Source organism: Lutimonas halocynthiae (genome assembly GCF_030409835.1).
GTDB classification, from domain to species: Bacteria; Bacteroidota; Bacteroidia; order Flavobacteriales; family Flavobacteriaceae; genus Lutimonas; species Lutimonas halocynthiae.
Genome location: NZ_JAUFQO010000004.1, coordinates 1,092,080 through 1,116,545 on the forward strand (window position 1 = coordinate 1,092,080; position 24,466 = coordinate 1,116,545).

10 protein-coding genes are annotated in these 24,466 nt (G+C 37.3%); all 10 read right to left on the reverse strand.

Going from position 1 to position 24,466, the window contains the following annotated elements; genetic code table 11:
- Nucleotides 1-54: 54 nt before the first annotated feature.
- Nucleotides 55-705 (reverse strand): hypothetical protein, encoded by a 651-nt coding sequence (locus QWY87_RS10510; RefSeq protein ID WP_290290939.1) that lies wholly within the window; start codon nt 703-705, stop codon nt 55-57.
- 40 nt (nt 706-745) lie between these two features.
- A complete protein-coding gene (locus QWY87_RS10515; RefSeq protein ID WP_290290941.1) occupies nt 746-1,126 on the reverse strand; it encodes a TraR/DksA family transcriptional regulator in 381 nt (126 codons plus the stop codon).
- Nucleotides 1,127-1,128: 2 nt separating this feature from the next.
- Complete coding sequence (gene ileS, locus QWY87_RS10520; RefSeq protein ID WP_290290944.1) at nt 1,129-4,536, reverse strand: isoleucine--tRNA ligase; 3,408 nt, start codon at nt 4,534-4,536, stop codon at nt 1,129-1,131.
- A 126-nt stretch (nt 4,537-4,662) separates the two neighbouring features.
- Nucleotides 4,663-6,207 (reverse strand): OmpA family protein, encoded by a 1,545-nt coding sequence (locus tag QWY87_RS10525; RefSeq protein WP_290290945.1) that lies wholly within the window; start codon nt 6,205-6,207, stop codon nt 4,663-4,665.
- Nucleotides 6,208-6,268: 61 nt separating this feature from the next.
- Nucleotides 6,269-7,915, reverse strand: a complete 1,647-nt coding sequence (locus QWY87_RS10530; protein WP_290290946.1) for an OmpA family protein — start codon at nt 7,913-7,915, stop codon at nt 6,269-6,271.
- Between the two features lie 31 nt (nt 7,916-7,946).
- Complete coding sequence (locus QWY87_RS10535) at nt 7,947-8,876, reverse strand: PorP/SprF family type IX secretion system membrane protein (RefSeq protein WP_290290947.1); 930 nt, start codon at nt 8,874-8,876, stop codon at nt 7,947-7,949.
- 144 nt (nt 8,877-9,020) lie between these two features.
- The gene (locus tag QWY87_RS10540) at nt 9,021-15,005 is read right to left on the reverse strand and encodes a T9SS type B sorting domain-containing protein (RefSeq protein WP_290290948.1); all 5,985 of its coding nucleotides are present in this window, start codon (nt 15,003-15,005) and stop codon (nt 9,021-9,023) included.
- A gap of 266 nt (nt 15,006-15,271) precedes the next feature.
- On the reverse strand, nt 15,272-16,873 hold the full coding sequence (locus tag QWY87_RS10545; RefSeq protein ID WP_290290950.1) for an OmpA family protein: 1,602 nt from the start codon (nt 16,871-16,873) through the stop codon (nt 15,272-15,274).
- Nucleotides 16,874-16,913: 40 nt separating this feature from the next.
- Nucleotides 16,914-17,843, reverse strand: coding sequence for a PorP/SprF family type IX secretion system membrane protein (locus QWY87_RS10550; RefSeq protein ID WP_290290951.1), 930 nt, complete (start codon nt 17,841-17,843; stop codon nt 16,914-16,916).
- Between the two features lie 62 nt (nt 17,844-17,905).
- On the reverse strand, nt 17,906-24,466 hold a 6,561-nt coding region (locus tag QWY87_RS10555), incomplete at its 5' end, for an HYR-like domain-containing protein (protein ID WP_290290952.1).

Here is a 24,466-nt window from a genome sequence, read left to right on the forward strand (position 1 = left end):
TCTTTGGTCTAACTAGTTGTACCCTTTTTTAAGCGATACAATAATACTAAAAATTTAACCTTTTGATCCATACAAATAAATATTAGCCAAAATTGTCCTAATTATGAGAGAATTACTAGGGTTAGCGTGAGGTTTCAAAAGCTTGCGACTGTCCTTAATTTGAGTTTCATCAGCCAAATCAGTCAACAAGGTTCCTAAATTTGTTTCAGCGTCAATTTTTGTGCTTTTTATTTCATGAATAATTACACTTCCTGAATTCAATTGAATGTTGGTGTCACCGACAATTTGGTTCAATTTTAAAATCCCATCTTCAACTTTAAGGTTTAAGTCTCCCTGATAGTTTTCTGAGTAAAAATTTCCTTCTATAAAAGAAACATACAAAATTCTATTTTTAGGAATATAAATCTGATATGAAGTATAATTAGGTTCAATGCTGCAAACCTTATCTGGATTAGATTCGTCATTTGCATCAAATGATTCATAGCCTTTTATCAAGACATGTCCATTATATTCTTTTAACTGATAAATTGGTGTTTGAACCGTGCCTTCTGCGCGCACAATGATATCAGAACCATCGTAGTTATTAAATAACTGTATGTTGTCTATCAGGTCAAATTCTATGACGACTTCGCCAAGTTTTGAATCTATCCTTTTTTCGACGATCTCCTGACTATAGACATAGGAAGTAAGCAGTAAAAGGACCAATGAGCATGATCCTTTTAACCTGCTATATCTTATGTTTTTACTAATACTGTTGGTTTTTCGCTTCTATACTTAGCGTTGCATGTGGAACCAATTTCAAACGTTCTTTTTGAATTAAGTTACCTGTAACGCGACAAATTCCGTACGATTTGTTTTCAATTCTTAAAAGAGCATTTTTTAAATCTCTTATGAATTTTTCCTGACGAATTGCCAATTGCACATTTGCCTCTTTTGACATGGTCTCAGATCCTTCTTCAAACGCCTTGAATGTGGGTGAAGTATCATCTGTCCCGTTATTACTGTCATTTTTAAATGTACTTTCAATCAAACTTAAGTCATGTTGTGCATGTTTGATTTTTTCTTCTATGATCGATTTAAACTCCGCTAAATCCTGATCTGAGTATCTCACTTTATTCTCGCTCATCTCTAAACTTTTTCTAAAAATAATACCGTATTTACTTCATCAAATACGATTTCATTCCCATTTTCAACTTCTTGCTTTAATATTAATTCTTTTGTTAATGTTTCATTCTTAATATACTCGGCATTCAATTCGACTGCCTTATCTATCACTCCATCCCTTTTAAGGTAAAGCCTAATCTTATCTGTAACCTCTAAACCGCTTTCCTTTCTTAAATTTTGAATTCTGTTAACCAATTCTCTCGCGATTCCTTCATTCTTTAGTACTTCTGTAATAGAAACGTCTAAAGCTACTGTTAAATTGCCTTGATTTGCAACTAACCATCCTTCAATATCCTGAGTCGTAATGTCAACTTCTTCCAATAGGAGTTTCTCTTCTTTCCCATTTACTTCAATTAAAATCTCACCCTCACTATCAATAGCTCCAATTTCTTCATTAGTCAAGCTGCTAACTGCCTGGGCAACAAATCTCATGTCTTTGCCATATTTTGGTCCCAGCACTTTAAAATTAGGTTTGATCGTTTTTATCAAAATTCCAGAAGCATCATGCAGTAATTCTATTTCCTTAACATTCACTTCTGAGATGATCAAACTCGAAACGGCCTCAATATCTAATTTGTCCTGTTCATCAACAACAGGAATCATTATTTTTTGCAAAGGCTGGCGAACTTTTATCATTTCCTTCTTCCTTAGTGACAGTACCATCGATGAAATTGACTGTGCTTTATGCATCTTTCTTTCCAGAGATGGGTCAATCAATGCACTGTCAGATTTTGGAAATTCACCCAAATGTACAGAACTTAATCTATTTTTAGAAACGTTTTTTGTTAAATCTCTGTACAAATTATCCATAAAAAATGGCGCAATAGGAGAAGCTATTTTACTAATAGTGATTAAGCATGTATACAAAGTTTGATAGGCTGAAATCTTATCTTTCTGATACTCACCCTTCCAAAACCTCCTTCTGCATAATCGGACATACCAATTACTAAGGTTTTCTCCAACAAAATCCTGAATAGCTCTTGCAGCCTTGGTAGGTTCATAATCTTCATAGTAACCGTCCACTTTTGCAATCAACGTATTTAATTCTGATAATACCCAACGATCAATTTCAGGTCTTTCGTTAATGTCAATCTCTTCTTCTGCATAAGAGAAATTATCAATATTTGCATATAATGAGAAAAAGGAATAGGTGTTATAAAGTGTTCCGAAAAATTTTCTCCTTACCTCCTCAATGCCATCTATGTCAAATTTAAGGTTGTCCCATGGATTGGCATTTGCAATCATATACCATCGTGTAGCATCAGGTCCATACTTTTTCATCGTTTCAAATGGATCCACTGCATTACCCAACCTCTTCGACATTTTCTTACCATTCTTGTCAAGAACAAGCCCGTTGGATACCACATTTTTGTAAGCCACACTATCAAAATTCATAGTGGCGATTGCGTGTAAGGTATAAAACCATCCTCTTGTCTGGTCAACACCTTCGGCGATGAAATCAGCCGGATAAAATCCGTTTTGATCAATTTTTTCTTTATTTTCAAATGGATAGTGCCACTGCGCATAAGGCATCGCTCCTGAATCAAACCAAACATCGATCAAATCAGATTCTCTTTTCATCGCCTGCCCCGATTCAGAAACCAATACAATCTGATCAACGATATTCTTGTGAAGATCAACTTTATCATAATTCTCTTCGCTCATATCTCCAATGACGAAATCATCAAAAATATCCTTTTCCATGAAGCCTTTCTCAACAGATTTTTTCATTTCTGTTTTGAGTTCTTCAACTGAACCAATTATTATCTCTTCAGCCCCATCCTTCGATCTCCAAATAGGCAAAGGAGTTCCCCAAAATCTGGATCTCGATAAATTCCAATCATTGGCATTCTGCAACCAGTTTCCAAACCTTCCTTCTCCTGTTGATTTAGGTTTCCAGTTGATTGACTGATTCAGCTCGTACATTCTGTCTCGCTTCTCTGTCACTTTAATGAACCAGGAATCCAATGGGTAATAAAGAATTGGCTTATCAGTTCTCCAGCAATTTGGATAACTGTGTTTATATTTTTCAACCTTAAATGCCCTATTGTCTTCTTTTAGCTTAATCGCTAATTCAACATCTACAGACCTGTCTGGTTGTTTATCATCGTCATAATATTCGTTCTTAACATACTTCCCGGCATGTTCTCCCATATTAGAAATGAACTTCCCCTGTAAATCAACCAGGGGTACTGGGTTGTTTTGGGCATCCATAACCAACATAGGTGGTACTTCAGGCTTGGCCTGTTTGGCAACCATGGCATCGTCTGCTCCAAAAGTTGGTGCCGTATGTACGATTCCAGTCCCATCCTCAGTTGTAACAAAATCTCCTGCAATTATTCTGAATGCATCATCTGCATTTTGATAAGGTAGTGCATATTGTAATAATTGCTCGTACCTCGATTCAACAAGATCGGCTCCTTTACATTCGCCTATGACCCTATATGGAATTGTTTTGTCTCCTTCTTTGTATGCTTTTAAAGCTTCGTTGTCTTCAACCTCTTTAAACTTTTTCCCCATCTGATAGGCAAGCAATTTTTTTGCCAATACCACATTAATAGGCTCAAAGGTATATTGGTTAAAAGTACTTACAACCACATAGTCTATTTTCTTTCCAACTGTCAATGCTGTATTTGATGGAAGCGTCCATGGAGTTGTAGTCCATGCAAGAATAAACACATCTCCTTCAACAGACTGAAATTGCTTTGGCAGTGTGCTTTTAATAGATTTAAACTGAGCTACAACAGTGGTGTCTGTAACATCCTGATAGGTTCCAGGTTGGTTTAATTCATGTGAACTTAGGCCTGTACCCGCCTTTGGAGAGTAAGGTTGGATCGTATATCCTTTATAAAGTAAATCTTTCTGGTATAGCTCCTTAAGCAACCACCAGAGGGTCTCCATATATTTAGGCTTATAGGTCACATAAGGATCGTTCATATCAACCCAGTGTCCCATTTTTTTGGTCAGCTCTTCCCAGATATCAGTATATCGTAAAACCGCTTTTTTACAAGCCTGATTATATTCCTCAACACTGACTTTTTTTCCTATATCTTCTTTTGTTATGCCAAGCTCTTTTTCAACTCCCAATTCTATTGGTAATCCATGCGTGTCCCAGCCTGCCTTTCGTTCAACCTGAAAACCCTTAAGGGTTTTGTATCGGCAAAAAAGATCCTTGATGGCTCTTCCCATTACATGATGTATACCTGGAAGTCCGTTTGCAGATGGTGGACCTTCAAAAAACACAAAAGGTTCCTGTCCTTCTCTTGAGCTAATACTTTTTTCGAATATGTCGTTCTCCTCCCAAAATTCGAGAGTTTTATCGGCAATGTTCGGAAGATTCAATCCCTTATATTCTTTAAAAGTCTGACCCATGTTTTCTTGCAAATTCTATTGAAGCCGCAAAAGTACATATTTTCTCAAAATTTTCGCTCATAACCAACAAAAAAGCATCCGCCAAATGACGGATGCTTAACTTTATTCTTACTGATTTTCAGTATGCTATTTTTTTATCACTACAAATTCTGTTCTTCTGTTCTGCTGGTGTTCAATTTCAGAACATTTCACTCCATTAGAACATTCGTTCACTAATTTTGTTTCTCCATAACCTTTGCCGGTAATTCTTCTTGGGTCTGCACCTAATCCAATCAAATAACGCACTGTTTCCGAAGCTCTTTTTTGAGAAAGCCACATATTGTAACCATCTCCTCCTCTTGCATCGGTGTGGGCTCCAAATTGAATGATCATTTCTGGAAATTTCTCCATTAGTCTTACCACCTTAGCCAGGTTTTCATAAGAGCTCTTGGCAATATCTGCCTTGTTCAACTCAAATTCAATAGACTTCACATTAAGAATTTCCTTGTTATTTACTTCAATAAATTCTTTTTCCTTTAACCTTAATCTTATAATATTCTGGTAAGCATTCTCTTTAGAAGTTACAAAAGTGGTGTCATTTTCAAAATAACCATATTTATCTCCACCTATTTTATATTGCTCTCCACATTTTACTTTAAAAAAGAATTCGCCATCTTTCAATGTTTCTATCCTTCTGACCTTTTCGCCTTTACTATTGTAAATGGCAGCAAAGCCCAAAGGCAATGGTTGATCAGTCTTGGCATCAACGATTACTCCTTGTATCACTTGATCACAAATCGGGTTCACCGTCAATTGCTTAAATGAATAAATATCATCATCGCCTTTTCCGCCTCTTCTGTTAGAAGAAAAATAACCTCTTTGTGTTTGTTTGTTAATAATAAAAGAAATATCATCCCCCTTACTATTCATCGGTTTTCCTAGATTAATCGGCTCTTCAATTGAACCATCTAATTTTGTCATATAAATATCAAAACCTCCTTGTCCACCCGGTTTATTAGAAGAGAAATATAAAATGTCTCCATCAACATAAGGTGAATATTCTTTATACTTAGAATTTACAGTTGGGCCAAGATTCTTTGGGGCACCATAGTGACCATTATTGATCGCTACCACATAAATATCTGTCCCTCCTTTTCCTCCAGGCATATCAGATATATAATAAAGTTTCTTACCATCTTTGGATACAAATGGATGTCCGGTACTAAATTTATCGTTATTTATGGTTAAAGTCTGCACATTCGTCCTGCTTCCTGAAGTACCAACATTCGCTCTGAAGATTTTCAGATTACTTGACCTTACCTTACCATCCATGTAATTATTCGAAGTAAAATATATTTGAGAAAGATCAGGTGAAAACGCTACCATGGCATCGTGGTACTTTGAATTCACTGCATTTGAAAAAGGCCTGACTCTGGTTATTTCTCCATCCGCTTCTACGTTTCCAATGTAGAGGTCTAGAAAAGGCTGGTCATTTCCTTCCCATGTTTTGTTCGATATTCCATTCTTTCTTGAAGAAGAAAAAACGATTCTGTCTTTCCCGTAAAAAGTTGTTCCAAAATCTCCATTCTCAGAATTCGCCTCCAGGCTTTTTACCTGGTATTGAGCAGCTGTCAACTGAGAAAACGAAACAATAGAGTATAACAGAAAGAAAATTGAAAATAAACTTTTCATATATAAATAATACTTTATTAAAAAGCCAACGAAATTCGTTGGCTTTTAGTATTTAAATAGTCTACATTTTTATGATCACAAATTCGGTACGCCTATTCATGGCATGTTGAGCTTCTGTACACTCTACGCCATCCGCGCATCCATTGATGAGTTGTGTTTCACCATATCCTTTACCTGTAATTCTACTAGGATCTATACCACTATCTATGATATAATTAACTGTTGAAGATGCCCTTCTAGTTGATAACCAGGTATTGTAACCTACAATTCCACGTGCATCTGTATGAGATCCTGATTCAATGATCATATCTGGATACTTATGCATCAAATCGATCACCTTATCCAATTCTACCTTTGCATCTTTGTTTAAATATGAAGAATTCAGTTCAAAGTATATAGGTTCAATATTTACAACATAAGTACTTGGTCTAACCTTAACAATCTCTTCCGGTAATACCTCAGGAAGTCCTTCCGGCTTATCTTCCACTATGGCAACAGGGGCCGCTTGTTCCAGAATTTCTCCTGTTCCTAGTAAGATTAAAAGTTTTAATTTTTTGTCAGCCTCCATCGATGTGGTCAGCGATTTGCTTTGGGTCGTATACCCTTCTTTGCTTCCTTCTAGCTTATAACTCGTATCACAATAAACAGGTAGTTCGAAAACCCCTTCTTCGTCCACAACTACTTCCTCAACCACATTGCCATCTAAATCTTTTATGGCAACAACTGCTCCTCTAATAATCTCAGTTGTGTTTTGATCTCTAACTTCTCCTGTAATCAATTGGCTGCATTTAAAGACAACTGGTTCTTCTTCTATAAAAGAATAAATATCATCATCTCCTGTACCACCGCTTCTGTTAGAAGAAACATATCCTTTCCTCGTTTTTGAATTGATGATAAAAGTAAAATCATCAGACTTAGAATTAATAGGTGCATTTAATAAAATAGGTTCAGGAGTATAATCAACCAAACGTGTTGCATATACATCAAAACCTCCCATACCACCATCCTTATCAGATGAAAAATACAAAACTTCACCATCTACAAAAGGTGAAAATTCTTTGGCAGAAGAATTGATTTTCCAGCCTAAGTTTTCAGGATTTCCAAAACCACTTTGGTTTATTGCCACCTTGAAAATATCCGTTTGACCATAACCTCCTGGCATGTCAGAAATAAAATACAAAGTTTTTTCATCTGGGCTTAAAGCCGGATGACCCACAGAATATTCAACATTGTTAAATGGCATAGGAATAATATTCACCCATTCACCGTTCTCATTTATGGAAGCTTTAAACATGGCCAAATTGGTCATTTCTTTTTCGCTTCTGGCAAGTTTCTTATTGTAAAAATTATTTCTTGTAAAATAGACAGTTTTTAAATCTCTTGTGAATACAACATCAGCCTCGTGATAGCGCGTGTTAACTTCTCCCTTCATCAAAGACACATTGTCAAGATCTCCATTTGGCAGTATATCACCAATGTATAATTCCAAATAACGTTGGTTGTTGTCAACCCAAACGTCATTAACCAAAGAAATACCTTTTTTCGGTGAAGCAAAAACTAATTTGTCTTCGCCATAAAAGGCTGTTCCAAAATCTGAATTTTTAGTGTTTACGGTAAGTTCATTAATTGCATACTTTCCTGCGCCTTCAGTTTGGGCATAGGTTACTCCTATTGAACATAAGAGCAATGCCAATATGTATTTTTTCATAAATTCCCCTTTTTTATGTTTTTATTATGTCCTAGAAAAATCTAGGAGACTTCAAATTCTTCTTTGATAAGTCAACATCATATAATAAAATTATTTCATGTGAACCTCCAGTATTCGAATTTGAGAACTCAGATATTGTATAGTCGTAAGCATATCCAATTCTAAAGTCAGGGGTAACTCCAAAATTAAACAACAAACTAACAGCATCGTCTACTCTGTAACTAGCTCCCATTTCAAATCTATCATATAACAGGAAGTTTGCATTGATATCAACTGATACCGGCGCTCCAGCAACTCCTTTGAACATCAAAGATGGTTTGAATTTCAAAGTACTTGATAGATCGAAAACATATCCACCTGTTAAAAAATAATGAACTTCTTCAGAGGCCTTGGTATTTATATTATCCTTATCTAAATGTTCGGATTTTAAAATATTCGGAACCGAGAAACTTGCATACCACTTATCGGTATAATAGTAAACACCTGCTCCAAAATTCGGAAATGCATCATTGATATTTTCATCGAAAACAGGATCACCTGCACTTCCCGTCTGTGGCAATACTACATCCAACAGATTCACATCTAACAATGTCATACCTCCTTTTAATCCAAAGGCCAATCTTCCCACATCTGATGTGGATAGCGTATAGGAAAAATCTGCATAAATATTCTGCTCTTTAGCAGGACCAATTTCATCGGAAACGACCGAAATACCTACTCCTACTTTTTTTCCTAATGGTGCATGAGCATTAAAAGTAAATGACTTTGGTGCTCCATCCACACTTGTCCACTGGCTACGCCCCAATAAACCTAAACTTAAGGTTCCTCTAGAACCAGCATACGCTGGATTTACAACGTTCATGTTATACATATATTGTGTATACTGAGGATCTTGTTGCGCTTTGGTCTCGTTAAAGAATAATAAAAAACCAAAAGCTAAGAAAATTGTTATTTTTTTCATTTGTTAAATTTTACTCATTTGACAATTGAATTGTCATTTAATAGTACTGAGTCATTTCAAGCATAATATCTACAACTCACTACTCCCTTTTTAATTTATATGATAACAGAGCGCCTTTAAAAGCGCTCTGCACATTTACTTTCATTAATAATTTACATAAACCCAACCTTTATCCGGAGACTTGTTTCCGTCATTGTATTGGATCAGGTAAAAGTATGTTCCTGCAGGAACCAATTGACCTTTGCTCAAAGTCATATTTCCGGTAGATCTTCCATCCCACCAGTCAGGGTTAAGGCTTCCATTGTTTAAATACTTATAAACACTGTTACCCCATCTGTCAAATACTTCCATAGTGAAATCAGGAGTTTCGATAAGTCCTGGTACACTGAAGAGGTCATTTTCACCATCACCATTTGGAGAGAATCCGCTAGGTATTAACTCAGTATTGAATACAAGTCTTACATCTTCAGATATCAATTCTGAAACAGGGTCACAGGCATAATCAGGAGAAGTAAGTACTACTCTATACCAGCTTCCTTCCAATCGTCCTCTGGCATCTGTTATTCTCATGCGATCAGTAGTTACACCACTAAACTTACTATCATTAACAAGATCTACCCAAGTACTTCCACCATCCATACTTTGTTGCCATTGATAGAATGTTGCCGTGGCAGACACTTCAAATTCAGCGTCATCACCTAAGGCTATCTCAACTTCTTCAGGTTGGTTCTCTATCATTGAAGGACCTCCTGCTTCCTGGAAGTCAAATACACCATTGTTATCTAAATCATTAGGTGTAGTATAACCACCTTGTCCAGTAACTTGACCATTGGCATCAACTGTCACTGGAGAAGTTCCTAAGATTCCGTCACCATCTGGATCAGTAAACCCAGCTTCAATCGCATCCGCACAATTATCACCATCAGCATCCAAACTTATTCTATCCGGGCGACCATCAAGATTTGTATCGGTTACTAAACCTTCAACCGTATCAAAAATACCATCATTGTCATCATCAACATCAACAATATCAAATACACCATCCATATCAGTATCAATTAAGATATTATACGATGCTGAATCAGAAGTGTCTCCTGGGTCACAGGCAAATGCTATATTATTAGTATTAACTCTATATTCATAGAAGTAATCTGCAATCACAAGACTTGAAACAGTCAAGCTTAAGGTTTCAGTACCACTGAATTTCCCATCATCAGTTAAAACAGTCCAATTAACACCATCAACACTCTGCTCCCACTGGAAAGTATCTCCATCTGAAGCGGCGGTGAAAGTAGCAGATCCTCCTAATATAAAGTCTTGATCAACAGGATCTCCGGTTATATTCGCAACATCTCCAGCTTCCTGGAAATCTGGTGTACCATTATTATCTAAATCATTCGGAGTTGTATAACCATCTGTTCCACTTGTAACTTGACCAGTTAAAGGATCAACAGTTACAGGTGAATTACCCAATAAACCATCATTGTCTCCATCAGTAAATCCAGCTTCTACAACATCATCACAACCATCAGAATCAGCATCTAATTCAAATCTATCAGGAATTGTGTTATTATTAGAATCTCCTCCGTTAGGACCTGCATCCTCAACTGTATCAAATATCCCATCATTATCATCATCAACGTCTACAATATCTGGAACACCATCATTGTCATTGTCAGGCAAACTTACTAAGGTAGCAACATCAGATGTCGTCTCTGGATCACAGGCATAGGCAATGTTATTTACAACCACTTGATACGAATACCCTAACATTCCAATGCCAACATTAGAAAGCGTTAAACTTGCTGTTTTAGCACCTGAATAATCACCACCGTCCATAATTTCAGTAAATCCAGATCCGCTATCTTCTTGCCATTCATAAGTGTCGGCAGAAGCTACAACATCAAAAGTCACTGTTCCTCCTGGTATAAAGTTCTGATCAACAGGTTGTGTAGTTATTGCAGCGGCCGCTCCAGCTTCTTGGAAATCTGGCGTACCATTGTTATCTAAATCATTAGGAGTGGTATAACCATTAGTAGTACTTGTAACCAATCCAGTTGCATCAACAACTGGTGGATTCGCAGTTCCTAGCATTCCTGCTCCATTATCAGTAAATCCAGCTTCGGTAACATCAAAACAACCATCACCATCTGAATCGAGATTTGTTGCATCTGGATTTGTTCCAGGGTCTGTATTACCAGCTTCAGTAGTGTCAAGAATACCATCATTGTCATCATCAACATCAACGATATCAAAAATTCCATCATTGTCAAAATCACTAGGTAAAATATATCTTGCTTCTGTAGAAAGTGTCGTAGCATCGCAAGCATAGCCAATATTCTGGACCAATACTCTATATCTAAAAGTCAGCTTATTGACATCTGTATTTGTTATTTGTAAAGCTGTTGTAGTAGCACCTACATAATCTCCTCCATCAACAATTGCAGTCCAATTTGCGCCACCATCAATACTTTCTTCCCATTGGTAGGTATCAGCTGTAGCTACAACGCTAAAAGTAGTAACTCCAATAATAAGTGCCTGATCTGTTGGCTGAGTAGTAATCGTAGCTGCTGCTCCAGCTTCCTGGAAATCAGGAGTTCCTGAAAGGTTTAAATCATTTGGTGGTGTATAGCCATCGGTGCCACTAGTTACCTGACCATTAGCATCAACTGTTATAGGGAAATTTCCTAATTGACCGTCGCCATTAACATCTGTAAAACCAGCTTCCGTAACATCAAAACATCCGTCACTGTCTGAATCTAGGTTCGTAGCATCAGGATTTGTTGCTGGATCTGTGTTTCCTGCCTCATCCACATCTAAAATACCATCATTATCATCGTCAACGTCAACTACATCGAAAATCAAATCCTTGTCAAAATCACCAGGTGTAATGAAGGTAGCATCTGTTGAAGTAGTAACTGGGTCACAGGCATAGGCAATATTTTCTACTAATGCTCTATATCTATAATTCACCTTATCGAAATTAGGAGTTGACACTACAAGATTCGCTGTAGTTGTTCCAGTGTAATCACCAGTATCAGTTAATAAAGTCCATGTTGATCCGTTGTCAATACTTTCTTCCCACTTGTATAACTCATCACCAGCAGCTAAATCAGTAACAACTGTAAAAGTTGAAGATCCTGCCAATACATATATTTGATCTGTAGGTTGTGTTGTAATATTTGCAGCAGCTCCAGCTTCTTGGAAATCAGGAGTTCCTGATGCATTCAAGTCATTTGGTGGTGTATAACCATCTGTTCCACTTGATACAGATCCGTCAGGATTAATGGCGATAGGAGCATCTCCTAACATCCCATCTCCATTAACATCTGTAAACCCAGCTTCTGTAACATCAAAACATCCGTCACTATCTGCATCTAAATTAATCCTGTCTTCGTTTGTTCCTGGGTCGGTATTCCCTGCCTCATCAACATCCAATATCCCATCATTATCATCATCAACATCAACGATATCAAATATCGTATCAAGGTCAAAATCTTCAGGAGTGATATAAGTTACTTCATCTGAAATTGTTTCTGGATCACAGGCATATGCTACATTACTAACTCGAACTCTATATCTGTCGGTCAACCTGTTAACATCCGTATTGGTTACTACCAAGCTTGCAGTATTCACACCTGTATAAACACCAGCTGTTTCAGGTATATCTGTCCATGTACCAATTCCACCTATATTTTCTTGCCATTGATAAAACTCATCTCCAGCTGCTAAATCAGTAACTACTGTAAAAGTAACATCTCCTATGATCAAGTCTTGATCTGTTGGTTGTGTAGTGATATTAGCAGCAGCTCCAACTTCCTGAAAATCAGGAGTTCCTGATGCATTCAAATCATTTGGTGGTGTATAACCATCTGTTCCACTTGATACAGATCCGTCAGGATTAATGGCGATAGGAGCATCTCCTAACATCCCATCTCCGTTAACATCTGTAAACCCAGCTTCTGTAACATCAAAACATCCGTCACTATCTGCATCTAAATTAATTCTGTCTTCGTTTGTTCCTGGATCGGTATTCCCTGCCTCATCAACATCCAATATACCATCATTGTCATCATCAACATCAACTATATCAAATATCGTATCAAGATCAAAATCTTCAGGAGTTATATAAGTTACTTCATCTGAAATTGTTTCTGGATCACAGGCATATGCTACATTACTAACTCGAACTCTATATCTGTCGGTCAACCTGTTAACATCCGTATTGGTTACTACCAAGCTTGCAGTATTCACACCTGTATAAACACCAGCTGTTTCAGGTATATCTGTCCATGTACCAATTCCACCTATATTTTCTTGCCATTGATAAAACTCATCTCCAACTGCTAAATCAGTAACTACTGTAAAAGTAACATCTCCTATGATCAAGTCTTGATCTGTAGGTTGTGTTGTAATATTTGCAGCAGCTCCAGCTTCTTGAGAATCAAGAACTCCGTTGCCATTCAAGTCATTTAGCGGCCCATAAGCATCTACAGGTGCATTAATCGCACCGTTAACATCGCTTATGACCAAACCGTCAGCATCTACATTAGCAGATGTTAAAATACCAGTTCCTACATAACCATCAACATCTTCATCTCTTACGCCAGCTTCAACAGAATCAAAACAACCATCCCCGTCAGAATCCAACTCTAACATGTCATCAACACCGTTAGTATTCGAGTCACCGGGTTCATCAGTATTTAAAATACCATCATTATCAGCATCAAGGTCACTTACGTCTGGCACACCATCTTTGTCAGTATCTAATTGAATCACTAAAAAGTAATCTTCAACTTCTCCATTATTTACAATACCACCAAAATCACTTGACGTTAACACGTCTGAAGTAGTTCTAAATCTGGCATAACTATCACCTTCTACAATATCAACACCATTGGCAATCAAGTTCGACCAAGTTAAGGTTACAGTTCCAGATCCACCGTTTCCAATAGGGGCTGTAGCAAATTCATCTAAATCAAATGAACCGGATCTGTCAAAATCAATCCATGCATAAACATTCGCAGCAGAACCTGTATTGTTCGTATAATCTACATCAACTGAAAAACTATCAGTAGAAGTTGAAATTCCTAATAAATCGATTGGATCTACACCGTCCTCATCTGCAACCTTATCTGTATCATCACCATCAGCATCGACGCCTGGAAATCCATCCATTTCATCGTCGTATACAGTCCCCAAATTCAAATCACCATCTCCAATGATATGCTGAGCTCCAGCATTCGCATTCAAAGTACCATAAGAATCTGGTGCATCACCAAAGTCATATATTACCGGAGGCCTAACGATCCAGGCTCTAGCTATCAATGCATCCAAGGCACTAATTGATGAAGATGGGATATCCCCAGGGTTTCCTGTAAGGTTTAAAATATGTCCAAACCCTCCAGTTCCATAAGCCTCTACATCAGTTATAACTTGACCTATCGCATTAGTTGTCAATAGGTTAAATTCCAAATTAATCAATGCTAATAGATTATTTCCACTTAAATCTATTGAAGTCAATTGATTACTTGAAATGTCAATAAATTCTAAATTAGGTATCCCTGCGACATCGGCTGTAGTCAAATCATTAAAACTCGCATCAAACTCTTCCAGATTCACATTTGTTGAGAGATCTATGGATGTCAATGCATTATTATTAAGATTCAATCTTGTTAATGCTATATTTGTGCTTACATCAAAAGCTGTTAGATCGTTACTTGGCATTTCAAGTATCTGAACATTTTCCATATTCGCAACATCCGCAGAAATTATTTCTCTACCCGGTGCAAGGAGTACGGTAACAAAGTCAAAATTATCGGTACTTGTTATCGTGATTGTAATATCCTGATTTAACACATTATCACTAAAATCAAAATTTGGATTATTTCCTGTTCCTGGAATATCAGCCGGCAAACCGGGACCTGTGGCAATCCATGTCAAGGCGGCTCCACCAGAATTAGTGAAATTGATAGACCAATTTACATCATCTGAAGTTGTTATAATTGTAATGTCTTCTTGGGCATAAGCAAATGCCAAAGAAAAAAACATTAACAAAGCTAAAAATTGCCTTTTTAATGATTTACTTTTCGAAATACCGCTATTAAAAGTAAAGTAATCTATTTTCATATGATTAGATTTTAAACACAAAACATTAAAATAAATGTTTCATTATTTTTTATTGAGCCATTTATACGATAAAAACTCACTTTGTTAAAAAACAAAGTGAGTTCAATATTAGTATAAAATCAAGCTTTTAATTTTATAAGATTCGTTTTTATTTTTGAATAGTTTTCCCACATTCTAAACCGTATAAGCAAATATATAAAAATTTGTTACATATCACTTTTAGCACATTCTTTTTTCTTAAGCAAATGTTAACAAGGTTTTAAACATTATTCCTGGGGAGTAGGCACCAATTCGAAACCACTCTCATTGTTGATATTAAACTCTGTTCTACGGTTAAGTTGGTGCTCATCTTCAGAGCATTTTTTACCGTTTGAACAATCGTTTACCAACTGAGTCTCTCCGTATCCTTGGTACGTTATTCTTGAGGCGTCAATTCCTTTAGAAACTATATAATCAACCGTAGCTTTTGCACGTTTTTCTGATAGTTTCATGTTGTATTTATCTTTACCACGTGAGTCAGTATGCGACCCAGCTTCTATCAATAACTCAGGGTATTCATTCATCACCTGAACTACTTTATCTAGCTCTTTCGCTGCATCCTCACGGATGTTGAATTTATTGAAATCAAAGTATATCGTATTGATATTGACTTTATTAGAAACAAATTGTGCTGGCAAATTCATATTCACCACAAGAGCTGATTGATCAATATCATTCGCGGTTCTAACTGCTTTTTCAGCATTTAAAAAACCTTTGTTTGTTGCGAAAACCACATAAGGCATATCACATAATGTTGATGCAAAAGTATAAGACCCATCTGCGTCGGCTGTAACCGTTTCCATCACCTCTCCACTTTCATTTCTCAACTCAATTGTTGCTCCGGCAACAGGCTCACCAGAATCTTCTGATTTGACATTTACAGTGATCGCTTGACCACAATGAATATGTAGTCCTGGACTGGCTAAAAAAGAGTAAATATCATCATCTCCTTTTCCCTCATCTCTGTTAGATGAAAAGAAACCTCTGTCTTTTTCGTCGTCAATTATAAATGCAAAGTCATCTTCTATACTGTTAACAGGCTCCTCTAAACTCAATGGAACCGATACGGTTGTATCAAATATCTTCGTTGCAAAAATGTCTAATTTACCATAACCAGAATGTCCATCAGATGAAAAATAAAGGATATTATCTTTCCCAATGTATGGAAACATCTCTCTACCTTCAGTATTAATTTTTGGCCCCAGGTTTCTAGGTGCACCAAAAGAACCATCTTCATTAATGTCTACAACATAAATATCGGCCTGTCCAAATCCACCTGGCATATCAGATACAAAATATAATTTTGTGTCATCATGATTCAAGGCTGGATGCCCAATTGAATATTCAACATGATTAAATGGTAATTTTTCTTTTTCTGTCCATTTACCTTCTAAATCCAGAGAAGCTCTAAACATTTGGAGATTATTCACACCCGTTGAATCAGTAAGGTACTGCTTCTCGTAAAAATTGTTGGCTGTATAATAAATGGTCTTGAGATCTTTTGAAACCGCAACACCAGCCTCATGGTACTTGGTATTAACATCTCCAGGCATTCTCTTTTTTTGTATCAACTGTCTATCATCTGTGATCAGGCCAGTATAAAGATCTAAAAATTGCTGCCCATTCTCTTTCCATGTCTTTTTTACAATCATGGTGTTAGTAGTAGGTGCAGCGAATATAACTCTGTCCTTTCCTAAAAAAGCAGTTCCGAAATCAGACTCCTTGGTGTTGATGTCAAGGTTCTTTATAGTATAAAGACCAGGCGTTGTTTGCCCAGTAACATATAGCATACTGAACATTAAACATAGCATCGTAATTTTTTTAATCATATCGGGGAATTTTGGGTAAATTTAATTAAATATTTAACATCTAGAAAAATCTAGGCGATTTTAAGTTCTTTTTAGTGAAATCTATGTCATATAAAAGGATGATTTCATGCGATCCACCAGTATTAGAATTTGAAAATTCAGAAATAGTGTAATCATATGCATAACCAACTCTAAAGGAGCGTGTCACACCAAAATTAAACAATATACTCACCGCATCCTGCCATCTATAACTCGCACCTATTTCAAACCTGTCATACATCAGGAAATTAGCATTAACATCAAAGGAAATTGGTGCTCCTGTTACGCCTTTTACCATAAAAGAAGGCTTAAATTTCAACGTACTCGACAAATCAAACACATAACCAGAAGTCAAAAAGTAATGCACTTCTTCAGATGCTTTTGTATTAATATTGTCTTTATCAAGGTGTTCAGATTTTAGAATATTTGGCACCGAGAAACCAGCATAAAACTTTCCGGTATAATAATATACACCTGCTCCAAAATTAGGAAAGGCATCGTTTATATTTTCATCAAATAATGGATCATCTCCTGTTGCTGTTTGTGGCAAAGTAATATCTAAAAGATTCACATCCAACAAAGTAACACCCCCTTTTAGTCCAAAGGCAAGTTTCCCTTCACTTGAAGTCATAATTGTATATGAAAAATCAGCGTAAATATTTTGTTCCTTGGCAGGCCCTATTTCATCTGAAATTACAGACAGACCCATACCAACCTTTTTCCCAACCGGAGCATGTGCATCAAAAGTCATGGTTTGAGGCGCTCCATTTACATTAACCCATTGGCTACGACCCAAAAGCCCTATACTAAGGGTCCCTCTAGATCCTGCATAAGCTGGATTCAACACATTCATATTATACATATACTGTGTGTACTGAGGATCTTGCTGACTATACAAGTCACTCAAACAAAGCATAAGAGCGAGTACGATATATATTTTTAAATTCTTCATTGGGGAATGCTATTTTTTTTGACAGGCAGCAAATTCACTGCCTGTCTTGTTTGTATCTTCTATTATTTATTTAAGTAAACCCATCCTGTTTCAGGTTTTCTTTCATCTCTGTTAAACTTAATCAGATAGAAATATGTTCCAGCTGGTAACACGTCGTCACCTAGATTTAACTGACCGGATGATCTTCCATCCCACCATTCTGGGCTTAATGCGCCTCCACGTTTGTATTCGTAAACCAAGTTTCCTTGGCGGTTGAACACTTGCATTTCAAAGTCCATGTAAGTTGATAGTGCAGGGATTACCAGCGTATCATTCTTACCATCACCATTTGGTGAGAAACCGTTCGGTACAATATTACATGGTGTACCATCCAGATAATTTGGCGTCAGATCTTCATCACAATCATCATTCGTTGGATCACCATCTTCATTATCATCTTCGTCAATGGTATCAATACCATCATTATCATCATCCGCGTCTCTAAAATCGACATCATCTTCACTATCTGTATTAGGTAACTCCAAAAGAGGGTCAATTATTTCATCGTTAGGAATAAATCCATCATTTAAATCTGATCCTTCAAATGCATCATCGAGTCCGTCGGCGTCTTGATCACTGCTTGAAGCCTCAATATCAGCAACTCCGTCATGGTTGAAATCATGTCCTTCAATCTCATCAGAAACGTTGTCATTATCAGAATCCAGGTCTACATAATCAGCATCACCATCGTTATCAGTATCTACAATTGAAATACCATTTGCATTTCCTGGCGCGCTTTCATATGCATCATCCAATCCGTTTCCGTCAGCATCAGTGAAACTTGGTAAGACATAAGCGTCTGTAGGTTGTCCTTCAATATTGTCAGGAATACCATCCGCATCTGAATCAAGATCAAGATAATCAGCAAAACCATCTCTGTCTTCGTCACCACTTCCTTCTATTCTTGTTAGAATTCCATCATTATCATCGTCAACATCCAGGTAGTTTCTTACGATATCACCATCAGTATCATCATTTGTAGGATCATTATCTCCGTCAAGATCTTCATCGATCGTCAGAATTGTATCATTATCATCATCAGTATCTCTGTAATCCAATTCAGCATCATTATCAGCGTTCGGCAATGTTAATGGATTATCTATTTCATCATTGGCATCAAAACCATCATTGATATCACTTCCTTCATAACCATCGTCTAATCCATCTTCATCGGCATCACTACCTAAAGGATATGCATCCGGCAGACTGTCATGATCTCCATCATGCCCTTCTAAACTATCTGGTACATTGTCATTATCCGAATCTGAATCTAGATAATCAGCTGTTGCATCTTCATCATTATCAAATGCGGTCAATCCTTCTCCAGAACCAGCAGCGCTTTCATATGCATCATCCAATCCGTTTTTATCACTATCTATTCCTGATGGAGCGATATAAGAACTTGTCTCTTGAGCCTCAATATTATCAGGTAAACCGTCATTATCTGAATCAAGATCAAGACTATCAACAAAACTATCTCCGTCTGAATCATTATTTCCTTCAGCCGTATCAAGCATACCATCATTATCATCATCGATGTCATAAATATCACCAACCATATCGCCATCTGTATCAACAAGAACTTCAATCGTTACGGTTGCAGTTGATCTGTCACCATTTGCAGTTCCAATCAATCCTTGACCATCCTCGATAGTGTAAGTGAACGAATCAAATCCTACAAAATCAGTATTTGGTGTGTACATGATAAAATCATCAGTTGGATTATCAGGGCTACCATTGTCATTAACACTTGCCACGCCATTAGAAGGCTGAGTTGCTAGAACAACTGGTACCGTTCCTGGTCCGTCTCCACCAAAGTCATCTGCTCCGTTTCCGTTATCCACTAGGATCATAATTCCATTATCAATTGTATTCTCTACTACAATAACGTCATCATCAATTGCTGTAGGCAAGAAATTAATCACCATATTATCTATGATGCTCTCATCATCATCTGCAATTCCATCACTATAATCATCTACATCAAAACTCACGCTTGGTTCACTATCAAAATCGATTACATCAGATGCTGTTATTTCTGCTTGATTTATATAAGTTCCAGTTGTTAGAACTTCAGCAGTAAATTCAAGTACAACTGTTGAACCACTTGTGATTGTTAATCCATTCCATCCTATAGTTGAACCACTAAGCGATGACCCCGCAGTAATTGGACTTATGTTTCCAAATCCATCAGGCACAATTTCTTCAACAGCAACACCAGTTGCAGTGCTTGGTCCGTCATTTGCTATGGTAAGTGTAAATGTTACAATATCTCCTGTTGTTGGGTTCATGTCATTTACCGTTTTCACCAAGCTAATGTCAGCTACAGGGATTGGCGTAATTGTGATTTCAAATTGATCATCTTCTCCACTCACACCATTATTAGGTGTTGAATCCGGATCTACATTGTCTGCAGCAAATACTTCAGCAATATTTGTGTAATCTCCAACTGGATTCACCAAGGCTGTTATGTTAATCACGCTTGTATCGCCTGCTGCAATATCTCCAGCAATCCAAATACCTGTTACGGCGTCATAAACTCCTGAATCATCACTTACATATGAATAACCACTAGGTAAAAGATCAATAACTTCAATACCAGTTGCCGGGCTAGGACCTGCATTCGATACTTCAATCGTAAAGACTACTTCTCCTCCAACATATGGTGTCATATTATCAACCGTCATGTTCATATCCATATCTGAAACCGGAATCGGAGTAGTAATAACACTATCCATATCATCTTCAGAAGCAATTCCATTGTTTGGAGTTGAATCTGGGTCAACATTGTCAGAATTAGTCACTTCAGCAGTATTGCTATAATCTCCTGATACATTAACTGTTGCTGTAATATTGATTGTACTTGAGCTGCCTGCTGCAATACTTCCAACATTCCACTGCCCTGTTAAGGCGTCATAAGAGCTTGAGCTGTCGTCACTCACATAGGTATAACCATCTGTAAGTAAATCTGTAACCACAATTCCAGTAGCTTCACTTGGCCCTTGGTTTGAAACAACGATGGTAAAGACTACATTACTTGCTACCCATGGCGTATCATTATCAACCGTTTTCACGAGGGCAATATCTGAAACCGCAATCGGCGTGGTATTCACTTCATCCATATCATCTTCTGAAAGATCTCCATTTGCAGGAGTAGAATCTGGATCAAGGTTATCTGAAGCCATTACTTCAGCTATATTATTATAGTCACCTGTAGCGTTTACTGATGCTGTAATATTTAAAACTGCATTTGCAGATGCTCCAATAGAAGCAATTGTCCATAAGCCTGTTCCAGGAACATAAGTTCCAGAACCATTATCACTAACAAATGTATAGCCACTTGGCAAAGCATCACTTATTTCAATTCCTGTAGCGATACTTGGTCCGTTATTAGAAACTGTAATAGTAAATACTACATTATCTCCTACCAATGGACTTGAATTATCAACTACTAGTGCTAATTCAATATCTGAAACCGGGTTAGGAACTACACCACTATCATCCATATCATCTTCTGAAAGATCTCCATTTCCTGGCGTAGAATCATTATCAATATTATCAGCAGCTGTGATTTCAGCAATATTGGTATAATCACCACTCACATTAACAAGTGCTGTAATATTTAATACTGCATTGTTTCCATTTGCTACAGAACCTACATTCCATATTCCAGAAACGGCGTCATAATCAGCTCCTGCATCATCACTTACATAAGTATAACCGTTTGGTAACTGATCTACCACTTGAATTCCTGTTGCATCACTTGGCCCGTCATTAGAAACTGTTATCGTAAAGACTACATTTCCTCCAACATTAGGTGACGCATTGTCAACAACTTTTGTCAAGCTTAAATCTGATGCAGCTTGCGGTGTAGTTGTTGCATTATCTTGATCATCCTCATTGATATCCCCATTATTAACTGTAGAATCTGAATCCAAATTATCAGAAGCCGTAATCTCTGCTATATTATCATAATCACCAGTAGCGTTAACACTTGCTGTGATCGTTAAGCTCGCACTTGCTCCGTTAACAATTGTTCCTGCATTCCATATTCCTGAAACGGCGTCATAATTAGCTCCTGCATTATCACTTACATATGTATAACCATTTGGTAAAATATCTGTTACCTGAATTCCTGCAGCATCACTTTTCCCATCATTAGTAACTGTGATGGTGAATACAACATCAGTTCCTACTACCGGAGTAGCATTATCAATCGTTTTAGTCAAACTTAAGTCAGACACGATCAATGTTGTAATGGCTGTATCAACTTCTGGAGTCAATATCTCCGTTGACGCTACTGAAATTGAATTAACTAAATCTACACCGTTCTGGAAGTCAACCAAACTTGTTGTATACGTTACGGTATATGTCCAAGTCTCTCCTATATCAATTACTCCAGGAGTTCCTAAATCACCAACCGGTCCAACTAATGTTCCGAAAGTCCCGTCAGGTTGCGTATTAACAATATTTACACCAGTTACATCAAGTGTTCCTGAGTTTTCTAATACAATTGTATATCCTAAAGTCTGACCTATATCGTTTACAGAAGTTGGTCCACTGTCTTGTGTAATACTCACTACAAGTTCAGCTACACAATTTGGTGCAGTCAATTCAACAGGTGTTGCATAAACATTTGAACAACCGGTTACATTATCTCTTACAACTACATTGTACGTTCCTGCATTCAAGTCAGAGAAAGTATTTGATACTTGGAAATTTAATCCATTATCAATACTATATTCTAAGTTAGATCCTGTCGCTGTGATTACGATACTACCATTATCTAGTAAAGGACAAGCGATTAGTGTTGGATCGTTAGCTATAACGCTATCGATAGTCACTATTGGATTTTCAGTAAGTTCCACTGCAGTTCTCGATGGGCTGACACATGCATCTGAAATACTTCTTGCTTCTGCATAGTATATACCGGCAGAGACAGGAGTGAATACTGAATTGTCAGCAAGTAATAGATTTCCTCCTATCGCTGCGTCGTACCAGTCTACTGTTTCTCCAGCATTTACAGTTACGCTTAGCGCTGGAATAACATCTCCCTGACAGATTTCTTCATCACCAGAGCTGATTGGCTCGTCAATATTATCAATTACTACATTCTGTGTCTGTGTTGAACTGTTTCCATTTACATCTGTATAAGTCCAAGTAACTACTGTTGTTCCCTGAGCTGTAATTGGCAATGTTGCATCATTACTAACTGTTACCAAGCCACCACAGTTATCTGTAGCTGTTGGATCAGTTAATGTTATTACATCACACTGTGCTATTACATCAGCCAAAGTAGCTGTATCTGCAACTGGTGCTGTTGTGTCTGTAATCACTACATCCTGAGTCTGTGTTGAACTGTTACCATTAACATCTGTATAAGTCCAAGTAACTACTGTTGTTCCTTGAGCTGAAATAGGCAGTGTTACATCATTAGTAACTGTTACCAATCCACCACAGTTATCTGTAGCTGTAGGGCCAGTTAATGTTGTTACCTCACATTCTGCTGTTACATCAGCCAATGTAGCTACATCTGCAACTGGCGCCGTTGTGTCATTTATCGCAACATCTTGCGTCTGTGTTGAACTGTTTCCATTAACATCTGTATAAGTCCAGGTAACTAGTACACTCGCTGTAATTGGCAAAGTAGCATCATTAGTAACTGTTACCAATCCACCACAGTTATCTGTAGCCGTTGGGGCAGTTAATGTTGTTACCTCACACTGTGCTGTTATATCAGCTAAATTAGCTGCATCTGCCACTGGCGCTGTTACATCTGTTACGATTACTGTCTGAGTCTGTGTGCTAGTATTTCCATTACCTCCTGTATAAGTCCAGGTAATCACATAAGTTCCTACTACACTATAAGTCGTTGGATCACTTGTTGTTCCGTTAATAACAAGTCCGGCACAACCATCTGTAGCTGTTGGCGCTACTGCTGTAACACTACATTCTGCTGTTAAGTCAGGTAAGTTCGTAACCACTGGTGCAGGAACTCCTGTATCTTGGATCGTTACCGTCTGTACTTGTGTAGATGAGTTTCCATTTACATCTGTATAAGTCCAGGTTACTACTGTATCTCCTAAAGTGTTGATAGGTAAAGTAGCATCATTAGTAACTGTTACTATTCCACCACAAGCGTCTGTAGCTGTTGGCGCAGTTAAACTAGTCAACTCACATTCTGCTATCACATCTGCTAGAGTAGCTGTATCAGCAACTGGCGCTGTTACATCTGTTAGAACTACATCCTGAGTCTGTGTTGAACTGTTTCCACTTACATCTGTATAAGTCCAAGTAACTACTGTTGTTCCTTGAGCTATAATTGGAAGTGTTGCATCATTAGTAACTGTTACTACTCCACCACAAGCATCTGTTGCTGTTGGGGCAGTTAATGTAGCTATACTACATTCTGCTGTTACATCTGTTAATGTAGCCGTATCTGCAACTGGTGCAGTTACATCTGTAATCACTACATCCTGTGTCTGTGTTGAACTATTTCCATTTACATCTGTATAAGTCCAAGTTACTGTTGTTGTTCCTTGAGCTATAATTGGAAGTGTTGCATCATTTGTAACTGTTACTAC

What these genes read in the sequence shown, in the direction of transcription:
- QWY87_RS10525 (WP_290290945.1), bottom strand. Translation starts at nt 6,207, where the DNA reads ATGAAAAGTTTATTTTCAATTTTCTTTCTGTTATACTCTATTGTTTCG.
- QWY87_RS10535 (WP_290290947.1), bottom strand. Translation starts at nt 8,876, where the DNA reads ATGAAAAAAATAACAATTTTCTTAGCTTTTGGTTTTTTATTATTCTTT.
- QWY87_RS10530 (WP_290290946.1), bottom strand. Translation starts at nt 7,915, where the DNA reads ATGAAAAAATACATATTGGCATTGCTCTTATGTTCAATAGGAGTAACC.
- QWY87_RS10550 (WP_290290951.1), bottom strand. Translation starts at nt 17,843, where the DNA reads ATGAAGAATTTAAAAATATATATCGTACTCGCTCTTATGCTTTGTTTG.
- QWY87_RS10540 (WP_290290948.1), bottom strand. Translation starts at nt 15,005, where the DNA reads ATGAAAATAGATTACTTTACTTTTAATAGCGGTATTTCGAAAAGTAAA.
- QWY87_RS10515 (WP_290290941.1), bottom strand. Translation starts at nt 1,126, where the DNA reads ATGAGCGAGAATAAAGTGAGATACTCAGATCAGGATTTAGCGGAGTTT.
- QWY87_RS10545 (WP_290290950.1), bottom strand. Translation starts at nt 16,873, where the DNA reads ATGATTAAAAAAATTACGATGCTATGTTTAATGTTCAGTATGCTATAT.
- ileS (WP_290290944.1), bottom strand. Translation starts at nt 4,536, where the DNA reads ATGGGTCAGACTTTTAAAGAATATAAGGGATTGAATCTTCCGAACATT.